16 protein-coding genes are annotated in these 17,948 nt (G+C 62.6%); 7 read left to right on the forward strand and 9 right to left on the reverse strand.

Annotated elements, in window-relative coordinates; all coding sequences use genetic code 11:
• Nucleotides 1-276: 276 nt before the first annotated feature.
• Both BB029_RS14545 and BB029_RS14550 read left to right on the forward strand, forming a co-directional pair.
• Entirely contained in the window at nucleotides 277-951 is a 675-nt protein-coding gene (locus BB029_RS14545) for an RraA family protein (protein ID WP_065939709.1), read from the forward strand.
• Nucleotides 948-2,168 carry an MFS transporter gene (locus tag BB029_RS14550; protein WP_083236416.1) on the forward strand — a complete coding sequence of 407 codons (1,221 nt, stop codon included), beginning with the start codon at nucleotides 948-950 and terminating at the stop codon, nucleotides 2,166-2,168. Before BB029_RS14545 ends, BB029_RS14550 begins: the two co-directional genes overlap by 4 nt.
• A 28-nt stretch (nucleotides 2,169-2,196) precedes the next feature.
• Here BB029_RS14550 and BB029_RS14555 read toward each other — a convergent pair whose 3' ends face one another.
• Together BB029_RS14555 and BB029_RS14560 are read right to left on the reverse strand one after the other, a co-directional pair.
• Entirely contained in the window at nucleotides 2,197-3,240 is a 1,044-nt protein-coding gene (locus BB029_RS14555) for an LLM class flavin-dependent oxidoreductase (RefSeq protein WP_064052580.1), read from the reverse strand.
• 194 nt (nucleotides 3,241-3,434) lie between these two features.
• On the reverse strand, nucleotides 3,435-3,920 hold the full coding sequence (locus tag BB029_RS14560) for a flavin reductase family protein (RefSeq protein WP_065939711.1): 486 nt from the start codon (nucleotides 3,918-3,920) through the stop codon (nucleotides 3,435-3,437).
• Between the two features lie 322 nt (nucleotides 3,921-4,242).
• Between BB029_RS14560 and BB029_RS14565 the strand changes: the two genes are divergently transcribed.
• Nucleotides 4,243-5,649: a cytosine permease gene (locus BB029_RS14565; RefSeq protein ID WP_065939712.1), complete on the forward strand. Its 1,407-nt coding sequence runs from the start codon at nucleotides 4,243-4,245 to the stop codon at nucleotides 5,647-5,649.
• Here BB029_RS14565 and BB029_RS14570 read toward each other — a convergent pair.
• From BB029_RS14570 to BB029_RS14600, 7 genes are all read right to left on the reverse strand, one after another.
• The gene (locus BB029_RS14570) at nucleotides 5,637-6,203 is read right to left on the reverse strand and encodes a sarcosine oxidase subunit gamma (RefSeq protein WP_065939713.1); all 567 of its coding nucleotides are present in this window, start codon (nucleotides 6,201-6,203) and stop codon (nucleotides 5,637-5,639) included. The two genes, BB029_RS14565 and BB029_RS14570, sit on opposite strands and share 13 nt — an antisense overlap.
• A 3-nt stretch (nucleotides 6,204-6,206) precedes the next feature.
• Entirely contained in the window at nucleotides 6,207-9,104 is a 2,898-nt protein-coding gene (locus tag BB029_RS14575) for a 2Fe-2S iron-sulfur cluster-binding protein (protein WP_065939714.1), read from the reverse strand.
• Nucleotides 9,101-9,400, reverse strand: a complete 300-nt coding sequence (locus tag BB029_RS14580) for a sarcosine oxidase subunit delta (protein WP_065939715.1) — start codon at nucleotides 9,398-9,400, stop codon at nucleotides 9,101-9,103. Before BB029_RS14580 ends, BB029_RS14575 begins: the two co-directional genes overlap by 4 nt.
• 13 nt (nucleotides 9,401-9,413) lie before the next feature.
• Entirely contained in the window at nucleotides 9,414-10,655 is a 1,242-nt protein-coding gene (locus BB029_RS14585) for an FAD-dependent oxidoreductase (protein WP_065939716.1), read from the reverse strand.
• The gene (gene folD, locus BB029_RS14590) at nucleotides 10,637-11,542 is read right to left on the reverse strand and encodes a bifunctional methylenetetrahydrofolate dehydrogenase/methenyltetrahydrofolate cyclohydrolase FolD (protein ID WP_065939717.1); all 906 of its coding nucleotides are present in this window, start codon (nucleotides 11,540-11,542) and stop codon (nucleotides 10,637-10,639) included. The genes BB029_RS14585 and folD overlap by 19 nt, the downstream gene beginning before the upstream one ends.
• The gene (purU, locus tag BB029_RS14595) at nucleotides 11,539-12,405 is read right to left on the reverse strand and encodes a formyltetrahydrofolate deformylase (RefSeq protein ID WP_027603576.1); all 867 of its coding nucleotides are present in this window, start codon (nucleotides 12,403-12,405) and stop codon (nucleotides 11,539-11,541) included. Before purU ends, folD begins: the two co-directional genes overlap by 4 nt.
• Nucleotides 12,406-12,749: 344 nt before the next feature.
• The gene (locus BB029_RS14600; protein ID WP_053139883.1) at nucleotides 12,750-13,349 is read right to left on the reverse strand and encodes a helix-turn-helix domain-containing protein; all 600 of its coding nucleotides are present in this window, start codon (nucleotides 13,347-13,349) and stop codon (nucleotides 12,750-12,752) included.
• A gap of 282 nt (nucleotides 13,350-13,631) precedes the next feature.
• On the opposite strand from BB029_RS14600, the gene glnT reads away from it, so the two are divergent.
• From glnT to BB029_RS14620, 4 genes are read left to right on the forward strand one after another with little or no spacing between them, the layout of a single operon-like run.
• Nucleotides 13,632-14,966, forward strand: coding sequence for a type III glutamate--ammonia ligase (glnT, locus tag BB029_RS14605; RefSeq protein WP_027603578.1), 1,335 nt, complete (start codon nucleotides 13,632-13,634; stop codon nucleotides 14,964-14,966).
• A gap of 22 nt (nucleotides 14,967-14,988) precedes the next feature.
• Nucleotides 14,989-15,894: a glutamine amidotransferase family protein gene (locus BB029_RS14610; RefSeq protein WP_065939718.1), complete on the forward strand. Its 906-nt coding sequence runs from the start codon at nucleotides 14,989-14,991 to the stop codon at nucleotides 15,892-15,894.
• Nucleotides 15,895-15,905: 11 nt separating this feature from the next.
• Nucleotides 15,906-16,580 carry a protein glxC gene (locus BB029_RS14615; protein ID WP_027603580.1) on the forward strand — a complete coding sequence of 225 codons (675 nt, stop codon included), beginning with the start codon at nucleotides 15,906-15,908 and terminating at the stop codon, nucleotides 16,578-16,580.
• A gap of 14 nt (nucleotides 16,581-16,594) precedes the next feature.
• Nucleotides 16,595-17,917 carry an FMN-binding glutamate synthase family protein gene (locus BB029_RS14620; protein WP_027603581.1) on the forward strand — a complete coding sequence of 441 codons (1,323 nt, stop codon included), beginning with the start codon at nucleotides 16,595-16,597 and terminating at the stop codon, nucleotides 17,915-17,917.
• Nucleotides 17,918-17,948 lie beyond the last annotated feature (31 nt).

Below are 17,948 nucleotides of genomic sequence, written 5' to 3' on the forward strand. Positions count from 1 at the left end.
CGGTTCGTGATGTCGCTCAACAGTGCTCGAAACCTAACATAATGAAATGGCGTTGCAATAAATAATTTTTGTTGATTTGCGCGAAACGGTTGAGTGCATGCGTGCAACCCCGTGTTATTCAACGAATTAAGGGTCTTATTCAGCCTTAAACCGTTTTTCATGTGCCGAAGCCGCTGTGGGTGAGTCTTGTCAGTTTTAAATTGCAGTGTTAATTTCGAAATGCCATTTCATTTTATGAATTTTCACGCTTAATAAAAACCACAAGAGGAATGCCCCATGTCCATCGGATTCAGAGTGCTCAAGCAGCAACGTAAAGTCGCTGCCGAGTGGGTCGAGCGTTACCGGACAATGCCCGTCGCCAATATCAGCGATTCGATGAACCGCATGACCGCCGGTGGCGCCGCCCTGCAACCGATGCACCACAAGGGCGTGCTGGTGGGGCCGGCGCTGACCGTCAAAGCGCGGCCTGGGGACAACCTGATGCTGCATTACGCCCTGGATATCGCCCAGCCTGGCGACGTGATTGTGGTCGACGCCGGCGGCGACCTGAGCAACGCACTGATCGGCGAAATGATGGTGGCGTACGCGATCAAGAAAGGCGTGGCCGGCATTGTGATCAATGGCGCCATTCGCGATGCTGCGAGTATCGGTGCCGGTGACTTCCCGGTGTTTGCCGCCGGCATCACCCATCGCGGCCCGTACAAGGACGGCCCGGGCGAGGTGAACGTACCGATTGCCTTGGCGGGCATGGTGATCGAACCGGGCGATCTGCTGATGGGTGACGAAGATGGCTTGGTCTGCGTGCCCTTCGACCAGGTCGGCGAGGTGTATGATCGCGCCTACGCCAAGCATGCCGCTGAACAGAAGCAGCTTGAACAGATCGCGCTGGGCGAGAACGACCGCACCTGGGTCCTGAAATCGCTCACACAAAAGGGCTGCGAGTTTATTTGAATCCTGCTTCCCACTCCCGTTGGCCGGCGCCTGTGCGCGCGCTGCGCCATCGAAATTTCCAGATCTACTTTGTCGGCCAGGGCCTTTCCACCCTGGGCAAGTGGGTGCAACAGGTCGCGCTGTCCTGGCTCGCCTATCACTTGACGGGCTCGGCCGTGTTGCTGGGGGCGATTGCGTTTCTGACGCTGTTGCCTCAGCTGCTGGTGGGACCGCTGGCGGGCGCCTGGTCCGACCGCCATGACAAGCGCCGCCTGTTGATGGCGGTGCAGGCCGCCCTGGCCCTGCAATCGTTGGCCCTGGCCGTGCTGACCTGGCAGCAGTGGATGGGCTGTGAAGTGATCATCGCCATGGCGCTTCTGCTGGGTTTGCTCAACGCCCTGGAAACGCCGCTGCGCCAAGCCTTGATCGCGAGCTTTGTCGACGAGCCCAAAGACCTGCCCAACGCCCTTGTGCTCAACGCGATGCTGATCAATGCCGCACGCTTTATCGGCCCGCCGTTGGCCGGCTTGCTGATCAACTGGAGCGGCGAGGCCGGTTGCTTTGTGCTCACCTCCATCGCGTTCGGTATGTTGCTGATCGGCCTGGGCAGGGTGCAAAGCCGAGCGCAGGCCAGGGCCAAAGGGTCTACCGGGGAGATTTTCCGCGAAGGTCTGCGCTACCTGTGGACCACCCTGGCGATTCGACGGCTGCTGGTCAGCGTGGTGATGGTCAACCTGTTGGCGTCCTGCTACACCGTACTGCTGCCGATCCTGGCCAAGCATGCGTTCAGCGGCGATGCGCAAACCCTCGGCTGGCTGTGGGGCGCAGCCGGTGCCGGTGCGTTTGTGGCCACGATCTTCCTGGCGTTTGCCGGCAGTGCTTCGAACCTGGGCCGCATTATCGTGCTCGGCACGCTGGTGTGTGCGGTGTCGCTGTGCGCGGTGGCGGCCAACCCGCCGCTGTGGTTCACCCTGGCGGCGCTTGCCGGGCTGGGCTTCGGCATCACGGTGAGCAATGTCAGCAGCAATATGACCCTGCAAAGCGCGGCGCCGGAAGCGTTGCGCGGCCGGGTGATTGCGTTCTATATCGCCATGCGTTTCGGCTTTGAAGCCATCGGCGGATTGTTGGCCGGCCTGCTGGCGGCGGCGCTGAGCGTGCAATGGACATTGCTGCTGGCGGGGCTGTTGCTGGGGGTTTATCAGGGTGTCAGTGGGTACATCAGCCGCAGGCGTGGTTGACAGCAACCACGCCTGCGCCGCGTGTCTCTCAACGAAACGCCGGCACCACCTGCTCGATAAACAGCGCCAACGACTTCTTCTTCTCGGCATGGGGCAGGCTGTTGTCGCACCAGAAGCTGAACTCATCCACCCCCAGTTCCTGGTAGTAGCGGATGCGCGGGATGATTTCTTCGGCGGTGCCGATCATCGCGGTCTTGTGCAGGCTGTCCAGTTCGAACTCCGGGCGGGCGGCGAATTTTTCTTCCGGGCTCGGTGCCAGGAAGCCATTCACCGGCACCTCTTTATTACCGAACCAGGCATCGAAGGTGCGATAGAACTTCGAGATCGCCTTGGCCCCGACTTTCCAGCCGTCCGGATCATCGGCGGCATGCACGTGGGTGTGGCGCAGCACCATCAGTTGCGGGCGTGGTACGCCGGGGTTGTTGTCGAGGGCGGCCTGGAATTTGTTTTTCAGGTCGAGGACTTCCTCGTCGCCCTTCATCAGCGGCGTGACCATCACGTTGCAGCCGTTGGCCACCGCAAAGTTGTGCGAGTCCGGGTCGCGGGCGGCAATCCACATCGGCGGATTAGGCTGCTGGATCGGCTTGGGCACGCTGGTGGAGGTGGGGAATTTCCAGATGTCGCCGTCGTGGGCGTAGTCGCCTTTCCACAACGCACGCACCACCGGCACCATCTCGCGCAGCGCCTGGCCGCCGCTGGAGGCGGGCATGCCGCCGGCCATGCGGTCGAACTCTACCTGGTAAGCGCCACGGGCCAGGCCGACTTCCATGCGCCCGTTGCTGATCACGTCGAGCAAGGCGCATTCGCCCGCCACCCGCAACGGATGCCAGAACGGCGCGATGATGGTACCGGCGCCCAGGTGAATGGTGGTGGTCTTGGCCGCGAGGTAAGCCAGCAGCGGCATCGGGCTTGGCGAGATGGTGTATTCCATGGCGTGGTGTTCGCCAATCCATACGGTGCTGAAACCGCCGGCCTCGGCCATCAGGGTCAGTTCGGTCAAGTCTTCGAACAATTGGCGGTGGCTGACACTTTCGTCCCAACGCTCCATGTGTACGAACAGGGAAAACTTCATGACGCTTACCTCGGATCTATTGTGATCGGCCTGTCGACTGCGGGCCCTTAAGTGCTCTCGCCATGATGAAGCTTGCCAGTGATGACGGCGGTTCGGCGGATTGATTGTTGGTATACCATAATACGGAATGTCCGCAAAATTTTTCTCTCAACCGGTTACCGGGCTGACACCCGCAATCAAACTGTGGGAGGGGCTCAGGCCGGCATCGGCAACGCACCCATCTTGCCGTGGCAATACACCAGTGGCCCGGCGTTGTGCCGGGGCACGATCAGGTTCTTCACTGCGCCGACCATGATCGCGTGATCGCCGCCTTCGTATTCGCGCCACAACTCGCACTCGATCACCGCCGTGGCATTCGCCAGGATCGGGTTGCCCAACTCACTGAGGGTCCATTCAATGCCCTGGGCTTTGTCCTTGCCCTTGCGCGCAAAGGCATAGGCTTCTGTTTGCTGCCCACCGGAAAGCACATGAATGGCAAAGCGTTTGTTCTTGATCAACACCGGGTACGAGTCGGAGCTGTAGTTGGGGCAGAACAGCACCAGCGCCGGGTCCATGGACAACGAGCTGAAGGCACTGGCGGTCAACCCGACGATTTGCCCGTCGTCATCGAGCGTGGTGATCACGGTGACCCCGGACGGAAACGAACCCATCACTTGTTTGTAGATAGCGGCATCGATCATGGGGCGGTCCTCTGCGGGTAAAGCGGTTTTTATGGGTTTGTAGGTCTGATGGTATACCGTAATACAATCGATGCAACCGCTTTTTCAGTCGCCCGATGAACGTCAAGGCTGGGTCTTACAGCCAATAAATACGGGCACCATGGCAGGAAACAACAGATTGCGCTGTGGCACACTTGCGGATCAGATGGGCGCTGAAACTACGGATCAGTCTTGTGAAAATGTTGGAATACCATAATATGGTGTTCATCTGAGGGGCGGCCAGAGAGCTCCCCCGGTTTGGCGTCAAACAACTATAAGATCAGACAAACGCGAGTTCATTTCCATGCCCCAGATGTCCCGGCAAGACCCCCTGATCGAGCTTCACACGGTCGATTACGTCCCCCTCGCAGAGCGCCATGGAAAGGCCCGCGACCTGTTCACCTTATGGTTCAGCACCAACATCGCACCGCTGCCGATCGTCACCGGTGCCATGGTGGCCCAGGTGTTCCATCTCAATCTGGCGTGGGGGCTGCTGGCGATTGCCCTCGGGCATCTGCTCGGCGGCATCGTGATTGCCCTCGCATCGGCCCAGGGCCCGCGCATGGGCATCCCGCAGATGGTGCAGAGTCGTGGCCAGTTCGGCCGTTACGGCGCGCTGCTGATCGTGTTCTTCGCCGCACTGATCTACATCGGCTTTTTCATCTCCAATATCGTCCTGGCCGGCAAGTCCATCGTCGGCATCGTGCCGTCGGTGCCGGTGCCGGCGAGCATCCTGATCGGCGCCCTCAGCGCCACCGCCATCGGCGTAATCGGCTACCGCTTTATCCATAGCCTCAACCGCATCGGCACCTGGGTGATGGGCAGCGCGTTGCTGGCCGGTTTTATCTACATCTTCGCCCATGACTTGCCGGCAGATTTCCTGACCCGTGGCGGTTTCAACGCCGCTGGCTGGTTGGCCACCGTGTCGCTGGGGGTGATCTGGCAGATCAGCTTTTCGCCCTACACCAGCGACTACTCGCGCTACCTGCCGGCGGATATCGGCATCACCCGGCCGTTCATTGCGACCTACCTGGGCGCCACCCTTGGCACCATCCTGTCCTTCGCCTTTGGCCTGGTAGCCGCACTGGCCACGCCCGAAGGCACCGAAGCCATGGTCGCGGTCAAGCAAGCCACCGGCTGGCTGGGGCCGATCCTGATGGTGCTGTTCCTGCTCAATATCATCAGCCACAACGCCCTGAATCTGTACGGCGCGGTGCTGTCGATCATCACCTCGGTGCAGACCTTCGCCAGCCAGTGGACCCCGAGCATCAAGGTGCGCGTGCTGCTGTCGGGCGTGGTCCTGGCCGGTTGCTGCGTGGTGGCGTTGGGCGCGTCGGCGGACTTCATCTCGCAATTCATCGGCCTGATCCTCGCGCTGTTGCTGGTGCTGGTGCCGTGGGCGTCGATCAACCTGATCGACTTCTACATCATCAAGCGCGGGGTCTATGACATTGCCTCGATCTTCCGGGCCGATGGCGGGGTGTATGGGCGTTTCAACCTGCATGCGATCGTGGCGTACTTCATCGGCATCATCGTGCAACTGCCGTTTGCCAATACGTCGCTGTATGTGGGGCCGTGGGCCAACCTGGTGGAAGGCGCGGACCTGTCGTGGCTGGTGGGACTGGTGGTGACGTGCCCGTTGTATTACTGCCTGGCGACACGTCAACACACCCGGAAGATCAGGGCGGCGCGGTTGGGCTACACCGACTGAGCCACTCCGCCGAACTCCTCCAACGCATCCCGCAACGCGCCCTCGAAGTATTCCTTCGAGGCGCGATCCCAGAGGATATGAAACGCCGGCAGCTCCACGCTCCCTGTGTGGATGACAATCGCATTGACCCGCGCCACTGACGTCTGCGCCACCATCCCGGGCTTGAACGCCGGGTCGCTCAAGTCAACCCCGCACAGCTTGGCCATCACCTGCGCAATCACGCCCCCGCTGAGTCGCACACAGGCATGGCTGTCCTGGCGCGGCAGCAGGTAATTGGCGCGGTGGTCCAGTTCCCAACGCGCTTCTTCATCGGCAATGCGCTGCCCCTGATCCTGCGGGCTGCCCAGCACCAGGTATTCGTTCTGCGACAGGCGCGCCACCCAGCTGCCGTCCGCTTGTGCGCTGGCTTGGTTGGGCGCGCCCGGCAACGTGAAGCCGCGCGCCGTGAGGTACTCGGCGCTTTGTGCGCCGCGAAAGCCGACCCGGGGCAGGTCGGTCTGGTCCTGCAGTTGGCAGGGCGGCGTGAACAATTCGTGGGCTTTCAGACTGGTCATGGCTTAACCCTCCTGGCGTTGGTTGGTGGGGTCGAAGAACGGCAGTTGCACCACCTCGGCCTGGACGACGATGCCGCCCTCGACGCGAATCGGAATGCGCTGCCCCGGTGTGCTCTGGTCGATCCCGGCGTAGGCCAGGCCGATGATGCGGCCCAGGCTGGTGGAGTATTCGCAGGAGGTGACGTTGCCGCTGATGTCCGCGCCGTTGAGCACCAGGTGGCCTTCCAGCGGTTGCACGCTGCCCTTGGGCAGGCTGAAGCCCACCAGTTTGCGTTTCAGCGGCTGGGCTTCGAGGATGTCCACCGAGCGGCGACCGACGAAGAACGGCTTGTTGCGGCTGACCGCCCAGCCCATGTCGATTTCTGCCGGGTGAGTCATGCCGTCGGTGTCCTGGCTGATGATCACGTGGCCTTTTTCCAGGCGCAGCAGGCGTTGGGTTTCGACGCCGAAGGGGCGAATGTCAAAGGCCTTGCCGGCCGTCATCAACGCGTCCCACAACGCCAGGCCGTGGCGTGCCGGTACGTGGATTTCATAGCCCAGTTCGCCGACGAACCCCACCCGCAGCAGGCGTGCCTTGATCCCGGCCACCGTGCCCTGGCGCACGCCCAGGTAGGGGAAGCCTTCGGCACTGAGGTCGAGGTCGTTGCACACCTGCTCCAGCACCTTGCGCGAATCCGGCCCGGCCACGTTCACCGCACAGATCGCCGCCGTGACGTTGGTCACGTCCACGTCCAGGCGCCACTGTGCGTTCCACTTGAGCATCTGCTGGTAGATGCGGTCGACGCCGCTGGTGGTGGCGGTGACGTAGAAATGCTTGTCGGCCAGCCGCGCGCACACGCCGTCGTCGATCACCACGCCGTGTTCGTTGGTCATCAGCGCATAACGCGAACGGCCCACCGGCTGCTTGAGGAACGCGAAGGTGTACATGCGGTTGAGCAACTCGGCGGCGTCCGGGCCGCGCACGTCCAGGCCACCGAGTGTGGACACATCGATCAGCCCGACCTTGTTACGCACGTGCAGCGCTTCGGCCTGCATGCACGCTTCGCGGTCCTGGGGCTTGCCGTAATAGGCCGGGCGCTGCCAGATACCGGCGGGCATCATCTTCGCCCCGGCTTGCACATGGCGCGCGTGCATCGGCGTTTGCCGGTACGGGTCGAAGGCCCGCCCGGCGACATGCGCAAGTTTCTCCGCCACGAACGGCGGCCGTGCGGTGGTGACCCCGGTTTCGCTGATCGTGCGCTGGGTCGCCCAGGCCACCAGCCGTGCGGTCGGCAGCGCCGAGTGACGTCCCTGGGACGGACCCATGCCGACCGTGGAGTAACGCTTGACCAACTGCACATCGCGGTAGCCGATGCGGGTGGCGTTGACGATGTCCGCCACTTGCAGGTCTTCGTCGAAGTCGACGAAATCCTTGCCCTTGGGGTGCGGGAAGATCGGCCAGTGGAAGTTGACCTGGGCTTCGCTGCGTAGCGCTGCAGGCGGGCTGGCGCTGTTCAAACCGAGGGCGCACAGGCTGTCGGCGGCGGCGTTGGTCCCATCCGCCAGCACATTGTCCAGTTGATGCCGACCGTGTACGGAACCGGCCACGCCCAGGTTGCGCGGCAGGCCACTGAGGCTGAACTCCGCCCGCGAGTCGTCATAGGCCAGCTTGCCACCGGCCTGGCATAGCAGCTGATAGACCGGCATATAACCGGCCGACATGCACAGCAGGTCGCAGTCGATCACTTGCCCGCTGGCGCTGACCTGGCCCTGGCCGGTGATCTGGCGCACATCGACGCCTTTCACATGGCGCAGGCCTTTTTCATGCAGGGCTTCGAACACCGTGCTGTTGCTCAGGCACGGTATCTTGCGCTGGGCCAGCGCGCCCGGCAGGGCTTTGTCCGCCGGGGCGTGACGCAGGTCGATCACGGCGGCCACCTCCACGCCCTGGTCATGCAGGTCGAGGGCGGCGAGGTAGCCGTCATCGTTGCCGGTGAGCACTACCGCGCGCTTGCCGGGCTTGACCGCATAGAGCTTCATCAGGCGTTGCGCGGCGCTGGTGAGCACCACCCCCGGCAGGTCGTTGTTGCGGAAGACCACCGGTTGGTCGAACGAACCGCTGCACACCAGGCACTGCTGCGCGCGCACTTTGTACAGGCGCTTGCCCTGGATCACCGGCAGGTAGTTGTCGGTGAACCAGGCATTGCAGGTGGCGTCGGTGAGCACCTGGATATTCGCGTGTTGCTGCACCGCGCCGAGCAACTCGCGGCGCAAGGTGTCGGCACGGGTGCCGGCAATATCGAAGCGCGCGTAGGTCAGCGACCCGCCGAGGATCGGTTGCTGCTCGATCAGCAGCACCTTGGCGCCGGCATTCGCGGCGGTCAGCGCGGCCTGCAAGCCAGCGGGGCCGGCGCCGATCACCGCGAGGTCGGTAAACAGGTAGGCCTTGTCGTAGTACTCGGGTTGGAACGTCAGGTCGAGCACGCCCAGGCCGGCTTTTTTGCGGATGATCGGTTCCCAGACTTTCCACATGCCCTTGGGCTTGTAGAACGAACGGTAGTAGAAACCTACCGGCATGAACCTGGAGAACTTGCCCAGGTAGGCGTCCTTGTCGTTATCCAGCGAGCCGTTGACGTTCTGCGCCGTCACCGCCAGGCCGGCGGACAGCGCATGGGCATCGGCCAATACGTTGGGTTCGCGGGGCAGTTGCACCAGGCTGTTGGCGTCATGGCCGGCCATGGTCAATGGGCCGCGTGGGCGGTGGTACTTGAACGAACGCGACATCAGGAAGCGCCCGTTGGCGAGCAGCGCGCTGGCGATGCTGTCGCCCTGCAAACCTTGGTAGGGCAGGCCGTCGAAACTGAAATCGAGTGGCTGGTCACGCTGGATCAGCAAACCCATGGGGGCGGGGAGGCGGTTCATCCGGCGATCTCCTTGGCGGTGGTGAAGTCGACGCGGGTGGTGAACACTTCGCGCGGATCGAAGGTGCGCACGATCTCGTCGGTGACCGTGTGGCGCTCGGCGAGGAACCAGTAACTGGACGGCGTGTGCATCCACCATTCGCGCACAACACCGGCGAGGTTGTCGGTGTTGAACACGTAGTCGGCCCATTCGGCATCGCTGCAGGTCACCGGATCGGGCATCGGTTTGAATTCACCGCCGTAGGTGAACTCGCTGATATTGCGCGGCCCGTTGAGCGGGCAAATCATGATTTTCATCGTCTGCTCTCCGTCAGTGGCTGGCCGCTGTGGCGCCCATTTCGTTGACTTGCTGGAAGGTCGAAAAGCGCTCGAGGCCGAAGGGCTTGATCAAGTCCGGCACCTTGCCGCCGCTGGCGACCAGCTCGGCCATGGTCTTGCCGCAGATCGGCGTGGCCTTGAAGCCCCAGGTGCCCCAGCCGGCGTCGAGGTAGTAATTCTTCAGCGGCGACAGGCCCATGATCGGGCTGTAGTCGGGGGTCATGTCGGTGATCCCGGCCCACTGGCGCATCAACTTGGCGTTGGCCAGGAACGGAAACATCTCGATGGCATGGGCCAACAGGCTTTCCTTGAGGTCCAGGGTCGAGCGCGTGTTGAACAGCGGGTACGGGTCGGAACCGCCACCGAACACCACTTCGCCCCGGCTGGTTTGCTGCACGTAGCAGTGCAGGGCCGAGGAACTCACCAACGGGTCGATGAACGGCTTGAACGGCTGAGTGACCATGGCCTGCAACGGGAAGGTCTGGATCGGCGAACGGATACCGGCCTTGGCCATCAGCAGCGAGCTGTGCCCGGCAATCGCCTGCACCGCGCAGCCGCACCGGATGGTGCCGCGATTGGTCTTCACCGCGGTGATGGCGCCGTTCTCGATCACCAGGTCCTGCACTTCGGTGAGCTGATGGATTTCCACGCCGCGCTTGGCCGCCTGCTTGGCGTAGCCCCAGGCCACGGCATCGTGACGCGCGGTGGCGCCGTCGATATGCCAGAGCCCGGCGATTACCGGCAAGTGGCCGGGGTCGAGGTTGAGGCTGGGCACCAGCTCGCGGATCTGCTGGCGGTCGATCATCTCGGTACGCCCGCCGAAGTGCTTGTTGACCTCGGCGCGCTGGCGGAACGAACGCACGGTGGCGTCGGTATGGGCCAGGGTCAGTTGGCCGCGCTCGGAGTACATGATGTTGAAATCGAACTCGTTGGACAGCGACTGGAACATCTTCACCGACTCGGCGTAGAAACGAACGCCTTCGCTGGTGAGGTAGTTGGAGCGGATCACCGCCGTATTGCGCGCGGTATTGCCGCCGCCCAGGTAGGCCTTTTCCAGCACCGCGATATTGGTGATGCCGTGGTACTTGGCCAGGTAGTAGGCCGTCGCCAGGCCATGGCCACCGGCGCCGATGATCACCACGTCGTAACTCGACTTGAGTTCCTTGGGCGGTGGCAGGTCCACCTCCACCGGGTACTCCGAACTCAGCCCGTATTTCAATAGATTGAATGGCATACGGCCTCCGATTGGCTGCGTAGGGCGTGGTGTTGCGCCAGGGCGGCGGCCACGGTGTTTTTCATCAGGAAGGCAATGGTCATCGGCCCGACACCGCCGGGCACCGGGGTGATGGCGGCGACATGGGGCAGGGCGCTGTCGAAGTCGACATCACCCACCAGGCGGCTGCGGCCGTCGTCGTCGATGCGGTTGATGCCGACATCGATCACCACGGCGCCGGGCTTCAACCAGCTCGCGTCAATCAAGCGGGCGCGGCCCACGGCGGCGATCACGATATCGGCCTGGCGACACAGGGCCTGGGCGTCGTGGCTGCGCGAATGCAGCACGGTCACCGAGCAATCCGCCTTGAGCAGCAGTGCGGCCATGGGCTTGCCGACGATGTTCGAACGGCCGATCACCACCGCGTGTTTGCCACGCAGGTCGCCGCAGGTTTGCTCCAACAGATACAGGCAACCGCTCGGGGTGCACGGCGTGAGCACTGCGCGGCCCTGGCTGAGGCCGCCGACGTTCTGGCTGTGAAACCCGTCGACGTCTTTCTCTGGCGCGATGGCCTCCAGGGCGCGCAGTTCGTCCATCTGCGCCGGCAACGGCAATTGCAGGAGGATGCCGTGGATCGCCGGGTCGGCATTCAATTGGCCGATCAGGATCAACAAGTGTTCGGTGCTGGTATCGCTGGGCAGGCGATGCTCCACGGAGCGGATGCCCACCTCTTCGGCGCGCAGGATCTTGTTGCGCACATAGACCTGGCTGGCCGGGTCGCTGCCCACCAGGATCACCGCCAGCGCCGGTTGAATAGCCTGCCCATGCAGCCGCGCCACGTCCTCGCGCACTTGCAGCAGCACGCGCGCCGCGGCGGCTTTGCCGTCGATCAGTTTATGCGCGCTCACCGGAACACCACCGTTCTGTCCTGATTGAGGAAGACCCGGTGCTCCAGGTGGTACTTGACCGCCTTGGACAGGGCCACGGTTTCGGTGTCGCGGCCGATGGCGACCAGATCGTCGGGCTTGTACACGTGGTCGACGCGCTGCACTTCCTGCTCGATGATCGGGCCCTCATCCAGGTCGCTGGTCACATAGTGCGCGGTGGCACCGATCAACTTCACGCCGCGTTGATACGCCTGGTGATAGGGCTTGGCACCCTTGAAACCGGGCAGGAACGAATGGTGGATATTGATCGCCCGTCCCGACAGTTGCCGGCACAGGTCGTCGGAAAGGATCTGCATGTAGCGCGCCAACACCACCAGCTCGGTGCGGGTGTCGTCGACGATCTTCATCAACTCGGCTTCCTGCGCGGCCTTGTTGTCCCTGGACACCGGCAGGTAGATAAAGCGAATGCCCTCGCGCTCGGCCATCGGCCGCAGGTCGAGGTGGTTGGAGACGATGGCGGTGATGGTCATGTCCATCTCGCCCTTGTGGTAGCGGTAGAGCAGGTCGGTGAGGCAGTGGTCGAACTTGCTCACCATCAGCATCACGCGCATCGGCTCGCGGGTGTCGTACAGCTCCCACTGCATGTCGAAGGCCTGGGCGACATCGGCGAAACCGTCTCTGATCGCTTGCAGGTCGCCTGTGTGGCCATCGTTGAAACGGAACACCGCACGCATGAAGAAGCGGCCGCTGAAGTCATCGTCGAACTGCGCCATTTCCCCGATGTAGCACGCCTTGTCCGCCAGGTAAGTGGTGACGGCAGCGACAATGCCGGACACGGCGGGGCACGTCACCTTGATGATGAAATGGTTTTTTTCGTGTTGCATGACACGTCCTCGGGATGATGGCGGCAGCTCATCGCATAGCGAAAAAATGTCTGAGGACAGCAGGCTCATTCCTTGAGCGCGTTTTCTTGTGGGGAATAAAATATTCCTGAGGTGGCTTTATAGGGGAATGGGGGCAGGGCGTCTAGGGGTTTTGGGAAAGTTTTTTAACTGAGGGGAAATTTTTAGCGGGCAGGACGGCATCGAATGCAGTCAAAAATGTGGGAGGGGGCTTGCTCCCGATAAGGGTGGGTCAATGACAAATGCATTCACTGACATTCCCTTATCGGGAGCAAGCCCCCTCCCACAGTTGAATCTCTGTGCTTCAGGTGTATCGCGAGTTCGGATTATTCCTTGTCGTTGCCGTAGTTCATGATCGACAACAACCGAATCGGCACCTGCACCAACTGCTCCGGCCCGTGTGGAATCTCGCCTTCAAACGTCAAGCTGTCCCCGGCCTCCATCCGATACAACTGGTTGCCATGCCGATAAATCAACTCCCCCTCCAGCAAATGCAGAAACTCCGTCCCCGGATGAGCAAAGGTCGGGAACTCCTCGCTGGCGTCATCCATGCTGACCATGTACGCCTCGAAGCTCTTCTTCGGCCCGCGCGTATGGTTGAGCAGGTGATAGGTATGCCCCTTCTCCGTCCCCCGGCGCACCACTTCCATGCCCTGGTCGGCCTTGACCAGCAAGGCGCTGCCATCCTGCTGGTCGTATTCGCTGAATAATTTCGACAGCGGCAGCCCGAGTACATCGCACAGGCGGCTCAAGGTATCGAGGCTGGTGGAGACCTGGGCGTTCTCGATCTTGCTCAACATGCCCTGGCTGATATCGGCAATCTTCGCCACGTCGGACAGCTTCAGGTCCTGGGCCTGGCGCTGGCGTTTGATCTGCAGCCCCAGGTATTGCTCGAGCTTGAGGCGCGGGGCGGTTTCGGTGGACATGATCATCGGCTCCTGCACGGTTTCCGTTCAGTAATATTATTTTCGCACTGGGAAAGTGCAAGGTCTGGCACTTGAAGGCCACCCCGCTGTGCGTATTCCTGCGGGGAAAAGAATTTTCCCATATATACAGCACAAAAGCGCCGCTCCACCCACTTCGATGTGTCGATCGCGATTCTGGCAAGGGTATTGCATTCCTGTAGGGAAACTAACTTTCTTTTTAGGAATAAAAAGACAGCCTAGGCCCACCCACACGGTTTTGCCTTTCGCGAGGAGTGACACGCAATGTTGCCAGCAGAAACCCAGCGCATCATCGACAAGCACGGGATCAAATACGTGCTTGCGCAGTTTGTGGATATACACGGTGCGGCCAAGACCAAGTCGGTGCCCATCTGCGGGCTCAAGACCGTGGCCGAAGAGGGCGCAGGGTTTGCCGGGTTTGCCATCAGCGGCATGGGCATGGAACCCCATGGCCCGGACTTCATGGCGCGCGGCGATCTGTCGACCTTGACCCCGGTACCCTGGCAGCCGGGTTATGGGCGCGTGGTGTGCGTCGGGCATGTCGACGGCAAGCCTCATCCCTACGACAGCCGCTACGTGTTGCAGCAACAAGTGCAGCGCCTGCAGGACAAGGGCTGGACGCTGAACACCGGCCTGGAGCCCGAGTTCAACCTGATGCGCCGCGACGAGCAGGGCAAGCTGCAACTGGTGGACCCCAGCGACAACCTCGACAAGCCTTGCTACGACTACAAAGGCCTGTCGCGTTCGCGGGTGTTCCTCGAGCGCCTGACCGAAGCCTTGCAGGCGGTGGATTTCGAGGTCTATCAAATCGACCACGAGGACGCCAACGGCCAGTTCGAGATCAATTACACCTACAGCGACGCCTTGACCTCCGCCGACCGTTTCACCTTCTTCCGCATGGCCGCCGGCGAGATCGCCAATGACCTGGGCATGATCTGCTCCTTCATGCCCAAGCCCGACCCGAAACGCGCCGGCAACGGCATGCACTTTCACCTGTCGATCAGCAGCGCCGAGAACAAAAACCTGTTCCATGACGCCAGCGACCCAAGCGGCATGGGCCTGTCGACACTCGCCTATCACTTCGCCGCCGGCTTGCTCGCCCATGGCCCGGCGCTGTGTGCGTTCGCCGCGCCCACGGTCAACTCCTACAAGCGCCTGGTGGTCGGCAACTCGTTGTCCGGCGCCACCTGGGCCCCGGCCTTTATTGCGTTTGGCGCCAACAACCGCTCGGCCATGGTGCGCGTGCCGTATGGCCGCCTGGAGTTCCGCCTGCCGGATGCCGGCTGCAACCCCTACCTCGTCAGCGCCGCGATCATCGCCGCGGGCCTGGACGGTATCGATCGCCAGCTGGAAATCGACCACGTCTGCAACGAAAACCTCTACAGCCTGAGCCTCGAGCAGATCGCCGAGCGCGGCATCAAGACCCTGCCGCAATCCCTCAAGGAAGCCTGCGACGCGCTGGAAGCCGACGCGCTGTTCGCCGAAATGCTCGGCCCGCAGATCGTGGGCGAGTTCATCAAGCTCAAGCGCATGGAGTGGGTGGAGTACAGCCGCCATGTGAGCGACTGGGAAATCCAGCGCTATACCGAATTTTTCTGACACCGTGTGACGGAGACTTGTTATGTGTGGAATCGTAGGCCTGTACCTGAAGAATCCGCAGCTGGAACCCCAGCTCGGCCAGCTGTTTGAACCCATGCTGCAAGCCATGACCGACCGTGGCCCGGACAGCGCCGGTTTCGCCATCTACGGCGATGAAGTCGCCGATGGCTGGGTCAAGCTGACCCTGCAAGCCACCACCGAAGCCTTCGATTGGAAAGGCTTGATGGGCGAGCTGGAAGGGCGCCTCGGCTGTTCCCTGGACTGGTTCCAGAACGCCAGCGCCGCCGTATTGAAGATCCACGCCGACGAAACCCCGGTGCGCCTGGCCCTGGCCGAACTGGCGCCGAGCGTGCGCATCATGAGCGCCGGGCAGAGCATCGAGATCCTCAAGGGCATGGGCCTGCCCCAGGAAATTTCCCAACGCTTCGGCCTGGCAAACATGCAGGGCAGCCACATCATCGGCCACACGCGCATGGCCACCGAAAGCGCGGTGACCATGGAAGGCAGCCACCCGTTCTCCACCGGCGCCGACCTGTGCCTGGTGCACAACGGCTCGCTGTCCAACCACTTCCGCCTGCGCCAGGAACTCAAGCGCGAAGGCATCCACTTCGAAACCGACAACGACACCGAAGTCGCCGCCGGCTACCTGACCTGGCGCCTGCAACAGGGCGACTCGCTCAAAGAGGCGCTGGACCATTCCCTGGAAGACCTCGACGGCTTCTTCACCTTCGCCATCGGCACGCGCAACGGCTTTGCGGTGATCCGCGACCCGATTGCGTGCAAGCCGGCGATCTTGGCCGAGACCGACGACTACGTCGCCATGGCCTCCGAATACCAGGCGCTGTCGAGCCTGCCGGGCATCGAGAACGCGCGGATTTGGGAGCCGGCACCGGCCACGTTGTACATCTGGGAACGCCAGTCAGCTTAAGGAGCGCACACATGAAAACCATCGATCTTTCCACCGCCACCGTGCGTGACCTCAACCAGGCGCTGCACGCCCAGGCCATCGACAACGAATGGCGCGTGACCCATTCCAACGGCAAGCACAACCTCGCGGTGGGGGTGAACCAGGCCGTGTCCATCGATATCGAGGGCCACGCCGGCTACTACTGCGCGGGCATGAACCAGCAGGCCTCGATCACCGTGCACGGCAATGTCGGCGTGGGCTGCGCCGAGAACATGATGTCCGGTTCGGTGCGTGTCAAAGGCAGCGCGTCCCAGGCGGCCGGGGCCACGGCCCATGGTGGTTTGCTGGTGATCGAGGGCGATGCGGGCGCGCGTTGCGGGATCTCCATGAAGGGCATCGACATCGTCGTCGGCGGCAGCATTGGCCATATGAGCTGCTTCATGGGCCAGGCCGGGCGCCTGGTGGTGTGCGGCGACGCCGGCGATGCGCTGGGGGATTCGCTCTACGAAACCCATATCTACGTGAAAGGCACGGTGGAGTCCCTGGGCTCGGACTGCGTCGAAAAAGAGATGCGCAGCGAGCACCTGCAAGAGCTGCAGGAACTGCTCGACCGCGCCGGTTTCGCCCACCAGGCGGCGGATTTCAAGCGCTACGGCTCGGCCCGTCAGCTGTACAACTTCAAAGTCGATAACGCCTCCGCGTACTGATCAGGAGCTCCACCATGACTGAACAAACCCCTCCGGTCCTGCGCGAGTCGGCCACCTTCGACCGCCTGACCATCCAGGAAATCCAGCGTGCCGCCGAAACCGGCATCTACGACATTCGCGGTGGCGGCACCAAGCGCAAGCTGCCGCACTTCGATGACTTGCTGCTGCTCGGCGCCAGCGTGTCGCGCTACCCGCTGGAAGGCTATCGCGAGAAGTGCGGCACCGATGTGATCCTCGGCAACCGCTTCGCCAAGAAGCCGATCCACCTGAAGATCCCGGTGACCATCGCCGGCATGAGCTTCGGTGCGTTGTCGGCCAACGCCAAGGAAGCCCTGGGCCGTGGCGCGACCATCGCCGGCACCAGCACCACCACCGGTGACGGCGGCATGACCCCGGAAGAGCGCGGCCAGTCCCAGCACCTGGTGTATCAGTACCTGCCGTCGCGCTACGGCATGAACCCGGATGATTTGCGCAAGGCCGACGCCATCGAGATCGTCCTCGGCCAGGGCGCCAAGCCCGGCGGCGGCGGCATGTTGCTCGGCATGAAAGTCACCGAGCGTGTGGCCGGCATGCGCACCTTGCCCATCGGCGTGGACCAGCGCAGCGCCTGCCGCCACCCGGACTGGACCGGCCCCGACGACCTGGCGATCAAGATTGCCGAGCTGCGCGAAATCACCGATTGGGAAAAACCGATCTACGTGAAAATCGGCGCGAGCCGGCCGTATTACGACGTGAAGCTGGCGGTCAAGGCCGGTGCCGATGTGATCGTGCTTGATGGCATGCAAGGCGGTACTGCCGCGACCCAGGAAGTGTTTATCGAGCATGTGGGCATCCCGATTTTGTCGGCCATCCCGCAAGCGGTACAGGCTTTGCAAGAGATGGGCATGCACCGCAAGGTCCAGTTGATCGTCTCGGGCGGGATCCGCAACGGTGCCGATGTCGCCAAGGCCATGGCGATGGGCGCGGATGCGGTCGCCATCGGCACGGCGGCGCTGATTGCCCTGGGTGACAACCACCCACGGCTGGACGCGGAACTGAAAAAAATCGGCTCGGCCGCCGGCTTCTACGACGACTGGCAGAACGGCCGCGACCCGGCCGGCATCACCACCCAGGACCCGGAGCTGTCCAAGCGCCTCGACCCGGTGGAAGGCGGGCGGCGGTTGGCCAACTACCTGCGGGTGATGGTGCTGGAGGCGCAGACCATGGCCCGTGCGTGCGGCAAATCGCACCTGCACAACCTCGACCCCGAGGACCTGGTGGCGCTGACAGTGGAATCGGCCGCCATGGCGCGGGTGCCGCTGGCGGGGACCAGTTGGGTGCCAGGTTCCGGTTACTGAGTTTACCCCCCCTGTAGGAGCGAGCTTGCTC

This window comes from Pseudomonas sp. S3E12, assembly GCF_001702295.1.
Taxonomy (GTDB): Bacteria; Pseudomonadota; Gammaproteobacteria; order Pseudomonadales; family Pseudomonadaceae; genus Aquipseudomonas; species Aquipseudomonas marginalis.

Coding starts and splice junctions, on each gene's coding strand:
- BB029_RS14620 (WP_027603581.1), top strand. CDS start 16,595: ATGACTGAACAAACCCCTCCGGTCCTGCGCGAGTCGGCCACCTTCGAC.
- BB029_RS14545 (WP_065939709.1), top strand. CDS start 277: ATGTCCATCGGATTCAGAGTGCTCAAGCAGCAACGTAAAGTCGCTGCC.
- BB029_RS14570 (WP_065939713.1), bottom strand. CDS start 6,203: ATGACCAGTCTGAAAGCCCACGAATTGTTCACGCCGCCCTGCCAACTG.
- BB029_RS14615 (WP_027603580.1), top strand. CDS start 15,906: ATGAAAACCATCGATCTTTCCACCGCCACCGTGCGTGACCTCAACCAG.
- BB029_RS14575 (WP_065939714.1), bottom strand. CDS start 9,104: ATGAACCGCCTCCCCGCCCCCATGGGTTTGCTGATCCAGCGTGACCAG.
- BB029_RS14560 (WP_065939711.1), bottom strand. CDS start 3,920: ATGATCGATGCCGCTATCTACAAACAAGTGATGGGTTCGTTTCCGTCC.
- glnT (WP_027603578.1), top strand. CDS start 13,632: ATGTTGCCAGCAGAAACCCAGCGCATCATCGACAAGCACGGGATCAAA.
- BB029_RS14585 (WP_065939716.1), bottom strand. CDS start 10,655: ATGCCATTCAATCTATTGAAATACGGGCTGAGTTCGGAGTACCCGGTG.
- BB029_RS14580 (WP_065939715.1), bottom strand. CDS start 9,400: ATGAAAATCATGATTTGCCCGCTCAACGGGCCGCGCAATATCAGCGAG.
- BB029_RS14600 (WP_053139883.1), bottom strand. CDS start 13,349: ATGTCCACCGAAACCGCCCCGCGCCTCAAGCTCGAGCAATACCTGGGG.
- purU (WP_027603576.1), bottom strand. CDS start 12,405: ATGCAACACGAAAAAAACCATTTCATCATCAAGGTGACGTGCCCCGCC.
- BB029_RS14565 (WP_065939712.1), top strand. CDS start 4,243: ATGCCCCAGATGTCCCGGCAAGACCCCCTGATCGAGCTTCACACGGTC.
- BB029_RS14610 (WP_065939718.1), top strand. CDS start 14,989: ATGTGTGGAATCGTAGGCCTGTACCTGAAGAATCCGCAGCTGGAACCC.
- BB029_RS14555 (WP_064052580.1), bottom strand. CDS start 3,240: ATGAAGTTTTCCCTGTTCGTACACATGGAGCGTTGGGACGAAAGTGTC.